Here is a 17,117-nt window from a genome sequence, read left to right as displayed (position 1 = left end):
TTGTCCGGATGACGATAGTCGGAGCGGGATTCGGACGCCTCCGCTGGGGGCGGCGTGGCTCACATCGGGCGGCACCGGCCACGGAACCGGATCATCCGCCGTACCGTCTGAAGCCCTGTCGCCGGCGGGGCTTCGGGGGGACCGGCCGGTACGGAGGACGGAGGGGGCTGGACGCGATGGCGGAATCACTGCGGCAAGGGGCACGCGGGCGGGCTCTGGCCGTCGTCCTGGCGCTGCTCGCCCTCCAGCTCGGCCAGCTCGTGGCACCCGCGTGGGCGTGCGGCTGCGGCGCCATGGTGCCCGGCGACGCACGCCGGGTGGCCGTCGGCCGGGAGGAGTCCGTGGTCCGCTGGGACGGGGCACGGGAACAGGTCGTCATGCGCCTGACCGTCGACGGGGACGCCGAGCGGGTCGCGTGGATCATGCCGGTGCCGGGACGGGCGACGGTCCGCCTCGGCGACCCGGCGCTCTTCGACGAGCTGCACGCCGTCACCGCCCCCGTGCACCGCACGCGCCACCACTTCTGGCCGCAGGACGGCGACTGGCCGCTGGTGGCCGGCGACGGCGCCGCGGGCGCCCCGCCACCGCCCGGCGCCGGAGCGCCCGTGGGCGTGGTCGGCCGGCAGCGGCTCGGCCCCTTCGAGGTGGCCCGGCTGACGGCCACCGACCCGGCCGCGCTGGACGGCTGGCTCGACGCCAACGGCTTCGCCCTGCCGCCCCGGCTGGCGGACGCCCTGCGGCCGTACGTCGACCGGCGCTGGGAGTACGTCGCCGTGAAGCTGACCCCGCGGGCCGGCGGGACGGCCCTCACCGGCGCCCTGGACCCCCTGCACCTGACCTTCCGCACCGACGAGCCGGTCTACCCGATGCGCCTGTCGCGGCTGGCCGCCACCCCGCAGTCCCTGGGCCTGTACGTGCTCGCCGCGCACCGGATGGAACCGGCGTCCCGGATCGGCGGCGAACGCCCCCGGGTCACGTACGCCGGACGGGTGACGGCACGGACAGGACCACTGGCGGAGCTGGCGGCGGGAGCGCCGTTCCTGACGGCGATCGGCCAGGAGTTCCCGTCCCCCGAGCGCATCTCCGGCGACCACGTGCTGCGCCGGGCGGCGGCCGACGACACCTTCCAGCAGGTCATCCACGAGGACCGGCTGCGCACGCTGGCCGGCGTCCCCCTGTGGCTGCTGACGGTGACCACGGCACTCGCCGCGGCGATCGCGGCGGCGGTGGTGTTCGCCGTACGACGCACCCGGCCCCGGCTCGCCGAGGTGCCGCGGCCTCCTGCGCCGACCGGCTGAATCCACCATCCTGGAATTCCGAACTCCGGACCGGGGAGAGATCGTCGGTAGTCGGTAGTGCCACTCAGTGCTTTCCAACCGGCCATACGAAAGGCAAGGCGATGAGCGAGTCGCAGGTCTGGGACGACGTCGACGAGTACTTCTCCTCCCAGCTCTCACCCGACGACGAGATCCTCCTGGCGGCCCTGCGCGACAGCGAGGCGGCCGGACTGCCGGCCATCAGCGTCACCGCGACGCAGGGCAAGCTGCTTCAGCTCCTCGCCCAGATCCAGGGCGCCCGCAACATCCTGGAGATCGGCACCCTCGGCGGCTACAGCACCATCTGGATGGCCCGCGCCCTGCCGTCCGACGGCCGCCTGATCTCGCTGGAGTACAGCGCCAGGTACGCCGAGGTCGCCTCCCGCAACATCGCGCGGGCCGGCCTGGACAAGGTCGTCGAGGTCCGGGTCGGCCCGGCCCTGGAGTCCCTGCCGAAGCTGGCCGACGAGAACCCCGCCCCCTTCGACCTGGTCTTCATCGACGCCGACAAAGCGAACAACCCGCACTACGTCGACTGGGCGCTGCGGCTGACCAGCACCGGCAGCCTGATCGTCGTCGACAACGTGGTGCGCGGCGGCCGGGTCGTCGAGACGGACAGCGACGCCCCGGACGTGCGGGGCACCCGCGCCGCCATCGAACTGATCGGCAGCCACCCGAGGTTGAGCGGCACGGCGATCCAGACGGTGGGCGGCAAGGGCTACGACGGCTTCGCGCTGGCGCGGGTGCTGGCGTAGCCCCGCCCGGGCTCAGGCCTCGTGGTAGAAGCCGACGTTGACGCTGCGGGGGGCGGTGCGGTCGTGGATGACGATCTCGCCGCTGCCGCCCCTCGGCAGCGGCACGGAGCCGCCGTACGCGATCGGCTGGGCGTACTCCCCCACGGTCAGCCGCACCTCGGAGGACGGGTCGGGCTGGGAGCCGCGCAGCCAGCTGACCTGCCACCCACCGTCCGGTCCGCACAGGAACTCCAGATGCACCCGGGACACGAACAGCCAGTCGTCCGGCGTCGAGAGCCGGCAGACCTGCTTGTCGCGGCCCACCCGCAGCACGGCGCCCGGCTCGCTGGGCGCGTCGGCCATGAGCATGCCGGCCGTGGCACCCTCGTCCGCCGCGGACACGGCGGCCATGGTGAGTTCGAGCACGAGCGCCCCTCCTGAAACGTCCATTACGGCGGCCGTTTTGGCCACCGACGCCGCATGATAAATCGCCCGGCACTGCCGCGTCCGGCACAATGAACTCATGACCGAGCGAAAGCCCCCCGGTGTCCCGTTCGAGTCCTGGGTCGACAAGCAGATTCACGACGCGCAGGTACGCGGCGACTTCGACAGGCTGCCCGGCAGGGGCGAACCACTGCCGAACGACCTGGAAGCGCCGTACGACGAACTGTGGTGGGTCAAGCGCAAGATGGCCCGCGAGGGCCTGTCGGTCCTGCCTCCCGCGCTGGCCCTGCGCAAGGAGGCGGAGGACGCGCTGACGGCGGCGTACGCGGCTCCGTCGGAGCGGGCGGTCCGGAAGATCATCACGGACGTCAACGCCAAGATCCGCGACATGCTGCTGAAGCCGCCGCCCGGCCCTCCCCTGGGCCGCAAGCCGTACGACGTGGAAGAGGTCGTACGACAGTGGCGGGAGCGCCGGGCGACGGCCGGGTCAGGTGCGCCGGACGGTTCGCGTGCGTCAGATGTGTAGCAGCCGCTCCGCCAGCTCCCGGTAGTCGCGCAGGGCGAGCCGGAGCCGCTCGGTGTCGGCCTTCTCCTCGGTGTCCTGCCAGGACGTACGCAGGGTGCGACGCCGCTCGCGGACGGTCTCGGCGAACCGGGCCACGATGGCCTCGACCACCTGATCCGCCTCCTCGACGGCGGCCCGGGGACCGTCGACGAACCCGGAGACGGCGTGCTGGAGCCGGAGCTCGAACTTGTCGGACTCGTCGTCCGGCACGAGCCGCACGTGACCGGGCCCACTGCCGGTCGTGACGTCGGTCATGTGACTCAACTCCCCTTCGCCTGACGCCCCGTGAACGACCACGGCGTATGGCTGCCGGTCTTCTCCTGCGCCTCGTGGGGTTCGCGGTGCCGCTCGACCGGGACCGCCACCAGTTCCTCGAACAGCGCACGGGCCTCGACCATGGCCTCGCGCATCTCCTCCGTACCCGGCCCGCCTTCGGCCCCCGCACGGGCTGCACGATGCACCCGGCGGTAGCCCCGCACACGGTTCGCGTGGTGCACGGACAGCGCGGAGAGCTGCTCCTCGTACTGAGCGCCGTCCGGGTACCCGCGTGCCTGCGCCAGCTCCGCGAGCAGCCGGTCCGCCTCGTCCACGGCGCCCTTCGGGGAGTCGACGAAGCGCTCCTGGGCCGCCGTCCAGCGGGCCTCGTAGCGCTCGACCTCGGTCGTCTCCAGCGTCCGCTCCCGCAGCCCGCCGTGCCGCTCCACCCGCTGGGCGAGTTCACGTTCGGCGGCCTTGGCGTCCCCGTCGTGCCGGGCCACGGTCCGCTCGTACTCGGGCCCGAAGCGCCGCTTCAGGCTCCGGCCGCCCTGTGCTCCGCGAGTCCGCAGGGCCATGACGGTCACGCCGAGCACGACGACCGCCGCAATCACGATCAGAATGATCACAACTGTTGACATGCGTGGCGAGTTGCCCGCAATGGGCTCCCCAAACTGCTGCCGACGGCGTGTCGATTCAACGGTTCCCCGATCGACGTCATGGTGAAAGCAACTAGACCCACACGCCGCACACGGAAGGATTCAAGCCATGTCACTGGTCCGGGTCCACAACTTCACCATCTCCCTCGACGGCTTCGGCACCGGCGAGGGCCTGAGCCTCGACGCCCCCTTCGGCCACGCCGGCGAACGGCTGCACGAGTGGATGTTCGCCACTCGCTGGTGGCGCGAGCGGACCGGCGAGTCCGGCGGCAACGGCGGTGTCGACGACGCCTTCGCCCGGCAGTTCATGCCCGGCATCGGCGCCGAGATCATGGGTGCCGGAAAGTTCGGCTACCCCGGCTGGCACGAGAACCCCGACTGGAAGGGCTGGTGGGGCCCCAACCCGCCCTTCCACACCCCGACCTTCATCGCCACCCAGCACACCCGCCCGTCGATCGAGATGGAGGGCGGCACGACGTTCCACTTCCTGAACGCCTCCCCCGCCGAGGTCCTCGCGGCGGCCCGCAAGGCGGCGGGCGACCAGGACATCCGCATCGGCGGCGGGGTGAGGCTCCTGCGCGACTTCCTCTCCGCCCGCCTGATCGACCACGCGCACATCGTGGTGTCCCCCATCCTCCTCAATCGAGGCCAACGCCTCTGGGACGGCCTGGAGGGCCTCGAACAGCACTACGCGACCGAGTCCATCTCCTCCCCCAGCGGAGTAACCCACCTGACACTCACCCTCAGGGACCAGACCGTCTGACGGCGACTGCGGGCCCGCGGGGGCTGGTCGCGCAGTTCCCCGCGCCCCTAAAAGAAGAGGAGTTGCAGTGGGCCTGCGCCGAGACGTGACCGTATGCGACACAACCGTTGCGCAGTTCCCCGCGCCCCCAAAAAGAGGGGCGTTGCAGCCTGGCCGCGTACGGCGGTGAGGGGACGTGCCGGGGGGTGTCCGCCCGCAGCGGCGGGCGTCAAGTAACAGCACCCTTCTGAGGCCGGGCAACCGCCCGACCGAGGACGGACACCCCCCGGCACGGCCCCGACCCACCCCCCACCCGCAGGCGCTACACGAACCCCCACTCGGCGCAACGGGCCGCCGCAGGCATCACCGCCCCCCACCCCCCGGCTGCTCCCGCTCAGACCCACACAACTCCGCATTCAGCTCCTTGACCAACTGAGCCAAATCCGTAGGCCGCTCCGGCCCCCACCAATCCCCCAACAACTCCCCCAACGACTCCTCCCGAACCCGAGCCAACCGATCGGCCACCACCCGCCCCTTCTCGCTCAGCACCATCTCCAACCCCTCCCGAACAGCCAACCCCCGCCCCTCCACCTGCCGAGCCGCATCCAGAATCACCGGCAACGGCACAGTGCTCCTCTCGGCCAGCACCCCCGGCTCCACCCACCCGTACCTCTTGATCCGCAGCAACAACCAACTCGCGGCCGGCAACAGGTCGTACCCCGCCCGCTCGGTGATCGTCCGGTACACCTCCCGCCGCCCCTCCCGAGTCCCCAGCACCGACAACGCCCGGCACACCTCGTCGTACGACGACCGCTCCACGGGATTACTGGCCAACGTCTCGGTCACATCGGGCGCCGTCACCGACCCCCGCAGCTTGTCCTCCCGCAGGAACCACGCCAGCACGAACCCGACCACCGCGACCGGCGCCGCGTACAGGAACACATCGGTGATCGAGGACGCGTACGCCTCCAACGCCGCCGGCCGCAGCCCACTCGGCAACTCCGCGATCCCGCGCGGATCCGCCTCCAGCCCCTCCAGCGAGACCCCCTGAGGCAGCCGCACCCCCCGGTACGCCTCCACGAGCTTGTCGTCGAGCCGCGCCGCAAAGATCGTCCCGAAGATCGCGACCCCGAACGACGCCCCGATCGACCGGAAGAACGTCGCCCCGGAGGTCGCGACGCCGAGGTCCTTGTACGGCACGGCGTTCTGCACGATCAGCACGAGCACCTGCATGACCAGCCCGAGCCCCAGCCCGAACACGAAGAAGTAGACGCTCATCGCCCAGGTGGAGCTGTCCACCTCCAGCTGATGGAGCAGCAGAAGCCCGATCACCGTCACCCCGGTCCCGGTGATCGGGAACACCTTCCAGCGTCCGGTACGGCTCACGATCTGCCCGGACCCGGTGGACGCCAGCAGCATGCCGACGACCATCGGCAGCATGTGCACCCCGGACAGGGTCGGGCTGATGCCCTGCACGATCTGGAGGAACGTCGGCAGATAGGTCATCGCGCCGAACATGGCGAACCCGACGATGAAGCTGATGACCGCGGAAAGCGAGAAGGTCCGCACCCGGAACAACCGCAGCGGCAGCACGGGTTCGGCGGCCGTCCGCTCGACCACCACGAACGCCGCGGCGAGCACCACTCCGAGCAGCGCCAGCCCGACGATCTGCACCGACCCCCACGCCCAGGTGGTCCCGCCCAGCGAGGCGACCAGCACCAGACAGGTGGCGACGGAGGCGATGAGGAACGTACCGAGGTAGTCGATGACATGACGGGTCGCCTTGTGCGGGATCCGCAGCACGGCGGCGATGACGACGAGCGCGACGACCCCGACGGGCAGGTTGATGTAGAACACCCACCGCCAGCTCAGATGCTCGGTGAAGACCCCGCCGAGCAGCGGCCCGAGCACACTGCTCGCGCCGAACACGGCACCGAACAGCCCTTGGTACCGGCCGCGTTCACGCGGCGGCACGATGTCCCCGACGATCGCCATGGACAGCACCATCAGCCCGCCGCCGCCGACGCCCTGGACGGCCCGGAAGGCGATGAGCTGAGCCATGTCCTGCGCCATGCCGCACAGGGCGGAACCGACGAGGAAGATCACGATCGCGATCTGGAACAGCCGTTTGCGCCCGTACTGGTCACCGAGCTTGCCCCACAGCGGCGTGGCGGCCGTGGACGCCAGCAGGTACGCCGTCACCACCCACGACAGGTGCTCGAGCCCTCCGAGGTCGCTGACGATGGTGGGCAGCGCGGTGGACACGATCGTCTGGTCGAGCGCGGCGAGCAGCATCCCGAGGAGCAGCGCGCCGATGGACACGAGGACATTGCCGGACACGTTCTCGTGCGCCGGGGCGCGCCGATCCGGGGGCTGCGCGTCACGCACATTTCCCGTCATACCGTGCGCGTCCCCGGCCATGAAGACCTCCCGAAGGTCTCGTTACCCCCTCCATCATGATCGCTGTGTCCCGTTATGGCCTGTCGAGTCCCATTGGAATCGTCCCTTCCGGGGGCTTGGGGAGAGAGCGTGAGGAACGTCTGCATAATCTGGGGAGTTCGCGAGGGAGGGACGAACGCGTGACAGAGCCGAGGGGCACCAACGGCGCCGGGGATCCACAGGATCCGGGTAGTCCGAACGGTCACCTTTGCCCGGAGTGCGGTACGCCGAGAGCGGCCGACAACACCCCGTCGTGCGGCTGCGGCGAGCGCGCGTCCGAGGCTCTCAGAGACGCCCGTACGGCGGAGGCGGCAGCGGCGGGGGACTTCGATCCGCTGCGCATTCGGCCATACGTGGAGCTGGAGGGCGACAACGCCGCCGAAACGATGCAGCTGCGTCAGGTGGACCCGCAGCAGCCGGCGCCGCCCGCGCGTGCGGCCGCCGATGACGCCCAGACGCTCGCCACCCCGCTGGCGTCCGGGGCCACGACCCCGAACGCCCAGGACCTGAGCCTGTTCGAGTCGACGCCGACGCAGCCGACGGCCCCGACCGACGAGTCCGACTGGGACGACGTAGATGAGGCGCGGGGCACCGGCCGCCGCCACCGCCGCACGATCCTGCTGGGCGCGGGCGGGGCGCTCGTGGTCGTGATGACGGCGGCGGGCCTGGCGAGCGGCATGTTCAGCTACGACGCGCCGTCCCGGAAGACGGCGCTGCCGCACGACGTACGGGCGAGTGTCCCGGCGCCGTCGACCGGCGAGGCGGAGACGACCGCCGCCCCGCCCGAGACGGCGAGCGGCTCGGCTCCGGCCCCGACCTCCGCGTCACCGTCGGAGAGCCCGACCGAGTCGCCGTCCCCCACCCGGTCGACGTCGTCGCCGAGCCCGACCCCGTCGACGGAGCCGACGAAGTCGCCGTCCCCGACGGAGGCGGCGACCGACCCCGACGAGGAGTCCCCCGCCGCGCGCCAGCCCACGCCGCCGGTGCTGAGCCGTGGCGACCGGGGTCCCGAGGTCACGGAACTGGAACTCCGCCTCACCCAGCTCGGCCTGTACACGCGGCAGGCGAGGGGGAACTACAACGAGGGCGTGGAGGACGCGGTCGCCCGGTACCAATGGGCGCGAGGGATCCAGTCGGACGACTACGGGGTCTACGACCTGGAGACCAGGGAACACCTGGAATCAGAAACCACGGAACCGTGACGCGGCGCTGCGGGGGCCGTACGCGGTAGAGCTCGGGGCCGGGGGGGTTCGTCGGCGGGTGCGGGCCGCCCGTGGCTGATCGCGCAGTTCCCCGCGCCCCTGAGTTGGCGGCAGCGAGGCCGACCTTCACACCACGCGGAACTGCACCCCTGGCCCGGCGACGCAAGGCCGACCCTCAAAACCACGCGGAACTGCGCCCCTGAATCGGCGGCCGCAAGGCCGACCTCAGGGGCGCGGGGAACTGCGCGAACGGCCCCCACCGGCCCGCACCCGCCGTCGAACCCCCCGCCCCGCCCCCTCAGGCGATGACGAGCCGGACCCCGCCCCCGTCCACCGCCTCGACCCGAACCTGCCGCAGATCCCTCACCAGCACATCCGGCCCGTGGAACCCGGCCCGCGCCCCGACCCCCACAACCCGCATCCCCGCGGAGCGCCCCGCCTCGATGCCGGCCCCGGAGTCCTCGAACACCACACAGTCAGCCGGCGCGACCCCCAGCTCGGCGGCCCCCTTCAGAAACCCCTCGGGGTCGGGCTTGCTCGCGCCGACCGACTCCGCGGTCACCCGCACATCCGGCAGTTCCAGCCCGGCCGCGGCCATCCGCGCCGTGGACAGCGCGACATCGGCCGACGTCACCAGCGCGTGCGGCAACCCCCGCAGCGAGGCCAGGAACTCCGGCGCCCCCGCAATCGGCACGACGCCGTCGACGTCCGCCGTCTCCTCGGCGAGCATGCGCGCATTGTCCGCGTGGTTCTGCTCCATCGGCCGGTCGGGCAGCAGCAGCGCCATCGAGGCGTACCCCTGACGCCCGTGCACGACCTTCATCACCTCGTCGCCGTCGAGCCCGTGCCGCTCGGCCCAGCGACGCCAGATCCGCTCCACGACGGCGTCCGAGTTGACGAGCGTGCCGTCCATGTCGAGCAGGAGGGCACGGGCGGTGATCACGGTGGACTCGGTGGGCGCGGCGGTGGCCGTCATCGGCAACTCCAAGGCGAGGGGCGCGGGGGTACAGGGGTGGCCCCCGGAGGGACAAGGTGACCCCGCCCGCCGGTCAGGGAAAACGGGCGGGAGCCACTTTGTTCCTCCACGGTACAAAACCGAGCCCCGATCGCGCCACCGCCTCCAGAAACCGTTCACCGACAGTTCAGCTCCGAACGACCTCGGGACGGCCCCCGAGAACGTCCGGGCGACCGGAATCGGGCGGCCGGCCACCGGCTCAGCCGGCGATCGCCTCGTACAGGCTCCAGACGCCCAGGGTCAGCATCACGAGCGCCGCCACCTTGGTGATCAGCTTCAGCGGCACCCGCTTCATCAGGGCCTTGCCGCCGAGGATGCCGATCCCGGCCACGGTCCACAGCGCCAGGACCGCGCCGATGCCGACGGACAGCGGATCGTCGTAGCGGGCCGCGAGGTTCGCCGTCATGATCTGCGTCAGATCACCGAACTCGGCGACCAGGATGAGCATGAATCCGGCCCCGGAGACCTTCCAGAACGACTGGTTCTCCGGCTTGCGGACCTCTCCCTCGTCCTCGTCCTTCTTCATGAGCAGCACGGCAGCGCCACCCAGAAAGAGCACACCGGTGAGCGCGTGCAGGATCTGCTGCGGGAGCAGGGTCAGCACACTGCCGGCCGCCACGGCAAGTGCGACATGCACCGCGAACGCGGCGGCGACGCCCGCGAAGACGTACGAGGCGCGATAGCGCGTACCGAGGACGAGCCCGGCGAGCGCGGTCTTGTCGGGCAGTTCGGCGAGGAAGACGACGCCGAAGACGACCGCCGTCACGGTGAAGCTGATCAAGGTTCCTCAATCGGTCGGGCTGCCCCACCGAGAGCAATGTCACTGCGCTACGACACCTCGGCACGGCAGCACACTGAGCACCCGTGCCGTGCGGCACAGGCGTGCACTGCTTGCCGAAGGTCTCGCTGGCCGACCTCGTGGACGAGGTCCGCCTCCGGGCGCCGGCTCAGACGAGCTGAGCAGTATGTCGACGGTCCGGCGAAGAGCTACTCCCCTTCTGCGTCACCCATGGTACGCGACGGAGTCGAACGAGCCATCGACGGATTCACAGGAAGAAAGTCACAGCCTCAACCTTGTCGTGTCATGAACACGTCACTAGCTTCTTACCGGACGCACACCTCCCCGCAATGCGGCGTGGCGAGCATTCCAACGCTCGCTCGCCAACACCCCCACCCCTCAAGGGAGTTCGCATGTCGAAGTTCTACGCGCGTCGACGGGTCAGCATACTCGCGGCCCTCAGCGGCCTCATAGCCTCCGTCGCACTTTTCAACGCTCCGACCGCCTCCGCCGCGCTCCCCACCCCCGTCAGCGCCGCCACCGCCCGCACCTACCTCGCCTCGCTCACCGTGGCCGCCGAGGACCGCACGGGCTACGACCGCGACCTGTTCCCGCACTGGATCACCCAGTCCGGCGCCTGCAACACCCGCGAGGTCGTCCTCAAGCGCGACGGCACGAACGTCGTCCAGGACTCCTCCTGTGCCGCCACGAGCGGCAGCTGGTACTCCGTCTACGACGGCGCCACCTGGACCGCCGCCTCCGACCTCGACATCGACCACCTGGTGCCGCTGGCCGAGGCCTGGGACTCCGGCGCCGACAGCTGGACCACCTCCCGGCGCCAGTCCTTCGCCAACGACCTGACCCGCCCGCAGCTGATCGCCGTCACGGACAACGTGAACCAGGCCAAGGGCGACCAGGACCCGGCCACCTGGATGCCGTCGCGCACCGCGTACCGCTGCACGTACGTCCGCGCCTGGGTGCAGGTGAAGTACTACTACGGCCTCTCGGTCGACTCGGCGGAGAAGTCCGCCCTCACGAACTACCTCGCGAGCTGCTGAACCGGGCACCGGTACCCGGCCGACGGTGAGCCGACCGTGAGCCGGCGGAGTTCGGCAAACCGTGATCTGCGGAACCTCCCCGTTCCCCTCCGTCGTTCCGTACCGTACGGGGCGACGGAGGAGGGCATGACGTGGCCGAACTGCGCCTGGGTCCGCTGCTGAGGTACATCGACGGCTCGACCGCGACCGTGTGGGTCGAGGCGAGCCGTCCGTGCGCCGTGCGGGTGCGCGGGGCGGACGGGTCCGGCGGTGAGGCCCGCACCTTCCAGGTCGCCGGCCATCACTACGCCCTCGTGCCGGTCACCGGCCTCACACCGGGGACCACTACGCCGTACGAGGTCCACCTCGACGGCACGGGCGTGTGGCCGCTCCCCGGCTCGCCCTTCCCGCCCTCCGTCATCCGCACCCCTGCCGACGGCGACCCCGTCCGGCTCGCCTTCGGCTCCTGCCGCTGGGCGGCGCCTCCCGCGGACGAGAAGGACCCGGTCGGGCCGGACGCCCTGGACACGCTGGCCGCCCGGATGGCGGCCGACCCGGACGGCGAGCGGCCGGACGTGCTGGTGCTGCTGGGCGACCAGGTGTACGCCGACGAGACCTCCAACGCGACCAGGCGCTGGCTGGCCGCCCGCCGCGACCTGAGCGAACCGCCGGGCAACGAGGTCGCGGACTACGAGGAGTACACCCGCCTCTACTACGAGTCCTGGCTCGACCCGGAGGTGCGCTGGCTGCTGTCCACCGTGCCCAGCTGCATGATCTTCGACGACCACGACGTCATAGACGACTGGAACACCTCCGCCGCCTGGCTCGCCGACATGCGGGCCACCCCGTGGTGGCGCGAGCGGCTGCTGAGCGGGCTGATGTCGTACTGGGTCCACCAGCACCTGGGCAATCTGTCGCCGGCCGAGCTGGCCGCCGACCCGCTCTTCGCCGCCGTACGCGAAGCCCCCGACGGCACCGACGAGCTGCGCTCCTTCGCCTGCAAGGCGGACGCCGACCCGGCCTCGGTCCGCTGGAGCTACCGCCGCGACTTCGGCCGGGTGCGGCTGCTGATGGTGGACACGCGGGCGGCCCGCGTCCTCGACGAGGAGGCGCGGTCGATGCTCGACCCCGGCGAGGCGCGGTGGCTGCGCGAGCAGGCGCTGGAAGCCCCCGGCTCCTACGACCACCTCCTCATCGGTACGTCCCTGCCGTGGCTGCTGCCGCATCTGGTGCACGACGCCGAGGCGTGGAACGCGGCCCTGTGCCGGGGCGAACGCGGGGAGCGCTGGGCGCGGTTCGGCGAGGATCTGCGGCGGCGGGCCGACCTGGAGCACTGGGCGGCGTTCCCGTCCTCCTTCGACGCGCTGACGGAGCTGATCGCCGAGGCCGGCTCGGGGCCGGACGCCCCGGCGACGGTGTGCGTCCTGTCGGGGGACGTGCATCACGCGTACATCGCCGAGCCCGCCTGGCCGGCCGGCACCGGGCCGGACGCCCGGGTCCTGCAGCTGACCTGTTCGCCCGTGCACAACGCCATCCCGCTGGCGATCCGGCTCGGCTTCCGCTTCGGCTGGAGCGGGCTCGCCCGGGTGCTGGGCCGGCGGTTCGCGGGGCACGGGGGCTGCCCGAAGCCGCCGATCGACTGGCGCCGGACGGGCGGACCGTGGTTCGGCAACCAGCTGATGACCCTGACCCTGGGGAGGCGCTCGGCGCGGCTGCGGCTGGAGCAGGCGCGGGGCGCTGCGCGGCTGGACGTGGTGGCGGAGTCGCAACTCACGCCGTGACGGTGGGCCGTTGCGCGTGACAGCCCGGGGGTTCGGGTCGGTCGGCGGCTGCGGGTTGTCGTGGGTTGCTCGCGCAGTTCCCCGCGCCCCTGAAGGCCGGCCTGGCGGCCGCCTCCCCAGGGGCACGGGGAACTGCGCGAACGACCCCCACCGGCCCGCAGCCGACGACGAACCCGGACCCCCGCGATATCACCGCCGCGTCCGAACTCGCCCCACATTCACAACGTTCCGACCGCTTGTGACCGGCGTGGCACGTGATGCTCGTGATGCATCCCACACTCACCGACCCCCGGGCAGAGTTCGCCCCTTCGACGACGGCATGATGAGCCGGACCGTCCGCTTCCGCCCGACGGCTCACCCGCTCCAATGCGCCCCACACGCCCGGGAGTCACCCCTTTGACCGCACCGACCCCCGCTCCGACCTCGGTCTCCGTCGCCCTGGTCGGCGCCGGCCCCCGCGGCACCAGCGTCCTGGAACGCCTCTGCGCCTGCGCTCCCGAACTCCTGCCGCCCGGCGCGCGCCTCACCGTCCATGTGATCGACCCGGCGCCGCCCGGCCCGGGGCGGGTGTGGCGGACCGCGCAGTCGCCCGAGCTGCTGATGAACACGGTGGCCTCGCAGGTCACCCTGTTCACCGACGAGAGCGTCGACTGCTCGGGCCCGATCCGGCCGGGCCCCAGCCTGTACGACTGGGCGGCGGGCGAGCTGGGCCCCGACGAGTACCCGACCCGCGCCCAGTACGGCCGTTACCTGGAGTGGGTGTTCGCGAAGGTCGTGCGCGAGGCTTCCCCGACCGTGCGCGTCGAGACGTACGCGACCCGTGCGGTACGGCTCGACGACGCACCCGACGGCCGTCAGACCCTGACCCTGGACGACGGCCGGGTCCTGCCCGGCCTGTCCGCCGTGGTGCTGGCGCAGGGCCATCTCCCGACGGCCGCCGACACGGCCCAGCGCCATCTCGCCGCCCACGCCGAGCGGCACGGCCTGCGGTACGTCGCGCCCGCCAATCCGGCCGACGTGGACCTGTCCGCCGTATCCCCCGGGGAACCCGTGCTGTTGCGCGGCCTCGGTCTCAACTTCTTCGACCACATGGCCCTGTTGACGACGGGCCGCGGCGGCCGCTTCGTCCGGGACGACGAGGGCCTGCGCTACCTCCCGTCCGGCAACGAGCCGCGCCTGTACGCCGGTTCGCGGCGCGGCATCCCGTACCAGGCCCGCGGCGACAACGCGAAGGGGCCGTACGGCCGTCATCTCCCGCTCGTACTGACGCCGGAGGTGATCGCCGGCTTCCGCAAGCGCGCCGACTCGGGCGAGGCGCCGGACTTCCTCGCGGAGATATGGCCGCTGGTGGCGAAGGAGGTGGAGACGGTGTACTACGCGGCGCTGATACCGGGGGCCGGGCGGCCGGAGTTCACCGAGCGCTTCCTGGCCGTCCCGCATCGCGATCCCCAAGAGACCTTGCTGCTGGACGAGTTCGGGATACCGGAGGGCGAGCGCTGGAGCTGGGACCGGGTCTCGCGGCCGTACGGGGAGTACGGCTTCCCGGATCGCGGGCGGTGGCGCGACTGGCTGCTGGCGTATCTGCGCGAGGACGCGGCCCAGGCCGCCCGGGGCAATGTGCACGGCCCGCTGAAGTCGGCCCTGGACGTGCTGCGCGACCTGCGCAACGAACTGCGCCTGATCGTCGACCACGCGGGCCTGACCGGGACCTCGCGCCGGGACCATCTGGACCGCTGGTACACCCCGCTCAACGCCTTCCTGTCCATCGGCCCGCCGCGGCGACGCGTCGAGGAACTGGTGGCCCTGATGGAGGCGGGCGTGGTGGAGGTGCTGGGGCCGCGGCTCGAAGTGCGCGAGGAGGCGGACGCGTGGGTCGCGCACTCCCCCGAGGTCCCGGGTTCCGTGGTGCGCGCGACGACGCTCGTCGAAGCCCGGCTGCCCGAACCGGACTTGCGGCGCACGGCGGACGAACTGCTCGCCAGGCTGCTGAAGACGGGACAGTGCCGGCCGCACACGGTCGACGGCTACGAGACCGGCGGGCTGGACGTGACAGCGCGCCCGTATCGGCTGATCGACCGTCAGGGGCAGCCGCACGCAAGGCGGTTCGCGTTCGGCGTGCCGACGGAGGGGGTGCACTGGGTGACGGCGGCGGGGGCGCGGCCGGGTGTGGATTCGGTCACTCTTTCGGATGCGGATGCGGTGGCCAGGGCGGCACTACGTGCCGTTATCCCCGGGACGGAAGGGGATGCCGGGACGCAAGTGTGGCCAAATGTTGAACTTGCAAGCATCGATTAGGCAAGCCTAACGTGGGGCCACCGTTCACTTTCCGTCCCCAGGCCGGTGCCCACCGGTACCGGCCGCAGCCAGACCGAGGGAGCCCCCCACATGACCGGACGCCTCAACAGCGCCCAGCCGTATGCCATCGGCCTGTTCCGCATCGTCGTCGGCCTGCTCTTCGCCTGCCACGGCGCCAACTCGCTCTTCGGCGCCTTCGGCGGCGAGACCCCGGACACCGGTGCCTGGCCCGCCTGGTACGCCGCGGTGATCGAACTCGTCGGCGGCAGCCTGGTCCTGCTCGGCCTCGGCACCCGTGCCGCGGCGTTCATATCCTCCGGCGCGATGGCGTACGCGTACTTCAAGGTCCACCAGCCGCAGGCCCTGTGGCCCATCGAGAACAGCGGCGAGGGCGCCGCCATGTACTGCTGGGCGATGTTCCTGCTGATCTTCACCGGCTCCGGCGCCTTCGGCCTGGACCGGCTGTTCACCAAGCGCTCCACGGCACAGAGCAGCACGGCGACCGACCAGACGCCGGTCGCGGCCTGACCTCCGGGACCCGGTCCCACTCGACGGCGTCCGTGCCCGCGCACCTCGCGGGTGCGGGCGCCGTCGCGCGTGCTCTCCGTGTTTCGTGCGCCCTCGGCCGGGTGAACATGCTGTGCCGAACACACGAGCACCCGATGGATCTCCTGTCACACCCCCGGCGTACGCTGTATGGCTGTCATAGGCCGCCCCTGCCGCTCCCCCAGGACGTCGCGGCACGGGTCTGGCCACGGGGGTAAACGGGGAGTTGCAGTGCTCGAGGGGATCGAGGACGTGGGCGCGTTGACCGCGAGCCCATGGATCTATGTGGTGGTCGCGGTCTCGGTACTGCTGGACGTGTTCGTGCCCGTCCTGCCCAGCGGCGTTCTGGTCATCACGGCGGCCACGGCCGCCGCCGCGGGTTCCGGTGCCGCCACCGGCGAGGTCCCGGGCGAGGTTCCGGACATTCTGGCCCTGACGCTCTGCGCCGCGACGGCCTCCGTCCTCGGCGACCTCGTCGCCTACCGCGTCGCCCGGCGCGGCGGCGCCCGACTGGACCGCGCGATCGCCCGCTCCCGCCGGCTGAGCGCGGCGCAGGAACGTCTCGGCGCGGCCCTGGCCCGGGGCGGCGGCGCCCTGGTGGTGCTGGCCCGCTTCGCACCGGCCGGCCGCTCGGTGGTCTCCCTCGGCGCCGGTGCCACCCACCGCCGCGTCCGCGACTTCCTCCCCTGGTCCGCCCTTGCCGGCCTGGCCTGGGCCGTCTACAGCGTGGCCCTCGGCTACTTCGGCGCCCAGTGGCTGGGCGCGACCTGGCTGGCGACGGCGGTGTCGGTGGCGGCGCTGTTCGCGGCGGGGGCGGGGGCGACGTATCTGGTGCGGCGGGAGCCTTCGGCGTAGCCGGGGCGCCCAAGGGCTCGGGGCTTCGGGTCCGACGGCGACTGCGGGCTGGTGTGGCTGGTCGCGCAGTTCCCCGCGCCCCTTGGGTGGGCTGAGCTGCGGCCGACTCAGGGGCGCGGGGAACTGCGCGACCAGCCCCCGCCGACCCGCACCCGGCAGACGGCCCCGCCCCGTTACCCGGCGGCAGCCCCGCGCGCCGTCGCCGGCGCGCCTCGCACCTCCAGTCCGTCGAGCAGTTCGGCCGTGGCCTCGGCGATGGCCTCCACGGCGCGGTCGAAGACCTCCCTGTTGTGCGCGGCCGGGGCTCGGAAGCCGGAGACCTTGCGCACGTACTGGAGGGCGGCGGCCCGAATGTCTTCCTCCGTCGCCTCCTCGGGCAACACGGGCGGACGGAGTGTCTTGATACTGCGGCACATGTCGAACAGTCTCCCTCGGAACCGTGCCCGTCTGCCAT

At 71.9% G+C, this 17,117-nt stretch carries 17 protein-coding genes; 10 read left to right on the top strand and 7 right to left on the bottom strand.

Features of this window, described 5'->3' with window-relative positions; translation table 11 throughout:
- Positions 1 to 176: 176 nt before the first annotated feature.
- On the top strand, positions 177 to 1,298 hold the full coding sequence (locus CP983_RS30400; RefSeq protein ID WP_150503083.1) for a DUF2330 domain-containing protein: 1,122 nt from the start codon (positions 177 to 179) through the stop codon (positions 1,296 to 1,298).
- Between the two features lie 101 nt (positions 1,299 to 1,399).
- Positions 1,400 to 2,071: an O-methyltransferase gene (locus tag CP983_RS30395; protein ID WP_125529622.1), complete on the top strand. Its 672-nt coding sequence runs from the start codon at positions 1,400 to 1,402 to the stop codon at positions 2,069 to 2,071.
- A 12-nt stretch (positions 2,072 to 2,083) separates the two neighbouring features.
- Here the strand turns inward: CP983_RS30395 and CP983_RS30390 are convergent, their stop codons facing one another.
- A complete protein-coding gene (locus CP983_RS30390; RefSeq protein WP_030957333.1) occupies positions 2,084 to 2,476 on the bottom strand; it encodes an FHA domain-containing protein in 393 nt (130 codons plus the stop codon).
- Between the two features lie 97 nt (positions 2,477 to 2,573).
- Between CP983_RS30390 and CP983_RS30385 the strand changes: the two genes are divergently transcribed.
- Entirely contained in the window at positions 2,574 to 3,020 is a 447-nt protein-coding gene (locus tag CP983_RS30385) for a DnaJ family domain-containing protein (RefSeq protein WP_107906811.1), read from the top strand.
- Here CP983_RS30385 and CP983_RS30380 read toward each other — a convergent pair.
- Positions 3,009 to 3,314: a hypothetical protein gene (locus CP983_RS30380; protein ID WP_373309811.1), complete on the bottom strand. Its 306-nt coding sequence runs from the start codon at positions 3,312 to 3,314 to the stop codon at positions 3,009 to 3,011. The genes CP983_RS30385 and CP983_RS30380 overlap by 12 nt on opposite strands.
- Before the next feature lie 5 nt (positions 3,315 to 3,319).
- The gene (locus tag CP983_RS30375; protein WP_150503082.1) at positions 3,320 to 3,955 is read right to left on the bottom strand and encodes a hypothetical protein; all 636 of its coding nucleotides are present in this window, start codon (positions 3,953 to 3,955) and stop codon (positions 3,320 to 3,322) included.
- 127 nt (positions 3,956 to 4,082) lie between these two features.
- On the opposite strand from CP983_RS30375, the gene CP983_RS30370 reads away from it, so the two are divergent.
- Positions 4,083 to 4,736, top strand: a complete 654-nt coding sequence (locus tag CP983_RS30370) for a dihydrofolate reductase family protein (protein ID WP_150503080.1) — start codon at positions 4,083 to 4,085, stop codon at positions 4,734 to 4,736.
- Between the two features lie 342 nt (positions 4,737 to 5,078).
- Here the strand turns inward: CP983_RS30370 and CP983_RS30365 are convergent, their stop codons facing one another.
- Positions 5,079 to 7,136, bottom strand: a complete 2,058-nt coding sequence (locus CP983_RS30365; RefSeq protein WP_150503078.1) for an MDR family MFS transporter — start codon at positions 7,134 to 7,136, stop codon at positions 5,079 to 5,081.
- A 158-nt stretch (positions 7,137 to 7,294) separates the two neighbouring features.
- Between CP983_RS30365 and CP983_RS30360 the strand changes: the two genes are divergently transcribed.
- Positions 7,295 to 8,356, top strand: a complete 1,062-nt coding sequence (locus CP983_RS30360; protein ID WP_229914740.1) for a peptidoglycan-binding protein — start codon at positions 7,295 to 7,297, stop codon at positions 8,354 to 8,356.
- Between the two features lie 298 nt (positions 8,357 to 8,654).
- Here the strand turns inward: CP983_RS30360 and CP983_RS30355 are convergent, their stop codons facing one another.
- Complete coding sequence (locus CP983_RS30355; RefSeq protein WP_150503075.1) at positions 8,655 to 9,332, bottom strand: HAD family hydrolase; 678 nt, start codon at positions 9,330 to 9,332, stop codon at positions 8,655 to 8,657.
- Positions 9,333 to 9,570: 238 nt separating this feature from the next.
- Positions 9,571 to 10,152: a TMEM165/GDT1 family protein gene (locus tag CP983_RS30350; protein ID WP_150503073.1), complete on the bottom strand. Its 582-nt coding sequence runs from the start codon at positions 10,150 to 10,152 to the stop codon at positions 9,571 to 9,573.
- A 410-nt stretch (positions 10,153 to 10,562) separates the two neighbouring features.
- Here CP983_RS30350 and CP983_RS30345 point away from each other — a divergent pair, with 410 nt between their 5' ends.
- From CP983_RS30345 to CP983_RS30325, 5 genes are all read left to right on the top strand, one after another.
- Positions 10,563 to 11,207: an HNH endonuclease family protein gene (locus CP983_RS30345; RefSeq protein ID WP_107906805.1), complete on the top strand. Its 645-nt coding sequence runs from the start codon at positions 10,563 to 10,565 to the stop codon at positions 11,205 to 11,207.
- 131 nt (positions 11,208 to 11,338) lie between these two features.
- Positions 11,339 to 12,967, top strand: a complete 1,629-nt coding sequence (locus CP983_RS30340; RefSeq protein ID WP_150503071.1) for an alkaline phosphatase D family protein — start codon at positions 11,339 to 11,341, stop codon at positions 12,965 to 12,967.
- Between the two features lie 366 nt (positions 12,968 to 13,333).
- The gene (locus CP983_RS30335) at positions 13,334 to 15,262 is read left to right on the top strand and encodes an FAD/NAD(P)-binding protein (RefSeq protein ID WP_150503069.1); all 1,929 of its coding nucleotides are present in this window, start codon (positions 13,334 to 13,336) and stop codon (positions 15,260 to 15,262) included.
- 90 nt (positions 15,263 to 15,352) lie between these two features.
- Positions 15,353 to 15,790 (top strand): DoxX family protein, encoded by a 438-nt coding sequence (locus CP983_RS30330; RefSeq protein WP_107906802.1) that lies wholly within the window; start codon positions 15,353 to 15,355, stop codon positions 15,788 to 15,790.
- Positions 15,791 to 16,039: 249 nt separating this feature from the next.
- Positions 16,040 to 16,663: a DedA family protein gene (locus tag CP983_RS30325; protein WP_150503067.1), complete on the top strand. Its 624-nt coding sequence runs from the start codon at positions 16,040 to 16,042 to the stop codon at positions 16,661 to 16,663.
- Between the two features lie 173 nt (positions 16,664 to 16,836).
- Here the strand turns inward: CP983_RS30325 and CP983_RS30320 are convergent, their stop codons facing one another.
- Positions 16,837 to 17,079: a DUF2277 domain-containing protein gene (locus tag CP983_RS30320; protein ID WP_150503065.1), complete on the bottom strand. Its 243-nt coding sequence runs from the start codon at positions 17,077 to 17,079 to the stop codon at positions 16,837 to 16,839.
- Between the last annotated feature and the right edge of the window lie 38 nt (positions 17,080 to 17,117).

Origin of the sequence: Streptomyces chartreusis (assembly GCF_008704715.1) — a bacterium.
GTDB lineage: Bacteria > Actinomycetota > Actinomycetes > Streptomycetales > Streptomycetaceae > Streptomyces > Streptomyces chartreusis.
Note: the sequence above shows the minus strand (reverse complement) of the source record. Positions and strands in the feature narration are given on the sequence as shown.

Bases quoted from the DNA above. Each gene is read 5' to 3' on its own strand.
- CP983_RS30320 (WP_150503065.1), bottom strand. From the start codon at position 17,079: ATGTGCCGCAGTATCAAGACACTCCGTCCGCCCGTGTTGCCCGAGGAG.
- CP983_RS30335 (WP_150503069.1), top strand. From the start codon at position 13,334: ATGCGCCCCACACGCCCGGGAGTCACCCCTTTGACCGCACCGACCCCC.
- CP983_RS30355 (WP_150503075.1), bottom strand. From the start codon at position 9,332: ATGACGGCCACCGCCGCGCCCACCGAGTCCACCGTGATCACCGCCCGT.
- CP983_RS30375 (WP_150503082.1), bottom strand. From the start codon at position 3,955: ATGTCAACAGTTGTGATCATTCTGATCGTGATTGCGGCGGTCGTCGTG.
- CP983_RS30370 (WP_150503080.1), top strand. From the start codon at position 4,083: ATGTCACTGGTCCGGGTCCACAACTTCACCATCTCCCTCGACGGCTTC.
- CP983_RS30380 (WP_373309811.1), bottom strand. From the start codon at position 3,314: ATGACCGACGTCACGACCGGCAGTGGGCCCGGTCACGTGCGGCTCGTG.
- CP983_RS30365 (WP_150503078.1), bottom strand. From the start codon at position 7,136: ATGGCCGGGGACGCGCACGGTATGACGGGAAATGTGCGTGACGCGCAG.
- CP983_RS30385 (WP_107906811.1), top strand. From the start codon at position 2,574: ATGACCGAGCGAAAGCCCCCCGGTGTCCCGTTCGAGTCCTGGGTCGAC.
- CP983_RS30400 (WP_150503083.1), top strand. From the start codon at position 177: ATGGCGGAATCACTGCGGCAAGGGGCACGCGGGCGGGCTCTGGCCGTC.
- CP983_RS30330 (WP_107906802.1), top strand. From the start codon at position 15,353: ATGACCGGACGCCTCAACAGCGCCCAGCCGTATGCCATCGGCCTGTTC.
- CP983_RS30345 (WP_107906805.1), top strand. From the start codon at position 10,563: ATGTCGAAGTTCTACGCGCGTCGACGGGTCAGCATACTCGCGGCCCTC.
- CP983_RS30395 (WP_125529622.1), top strand. From the start codon at position 1,400: ATGAGCGAGTCGCAGGTCTGGGACGACGTCGACGAGTACTTCTCCTCC.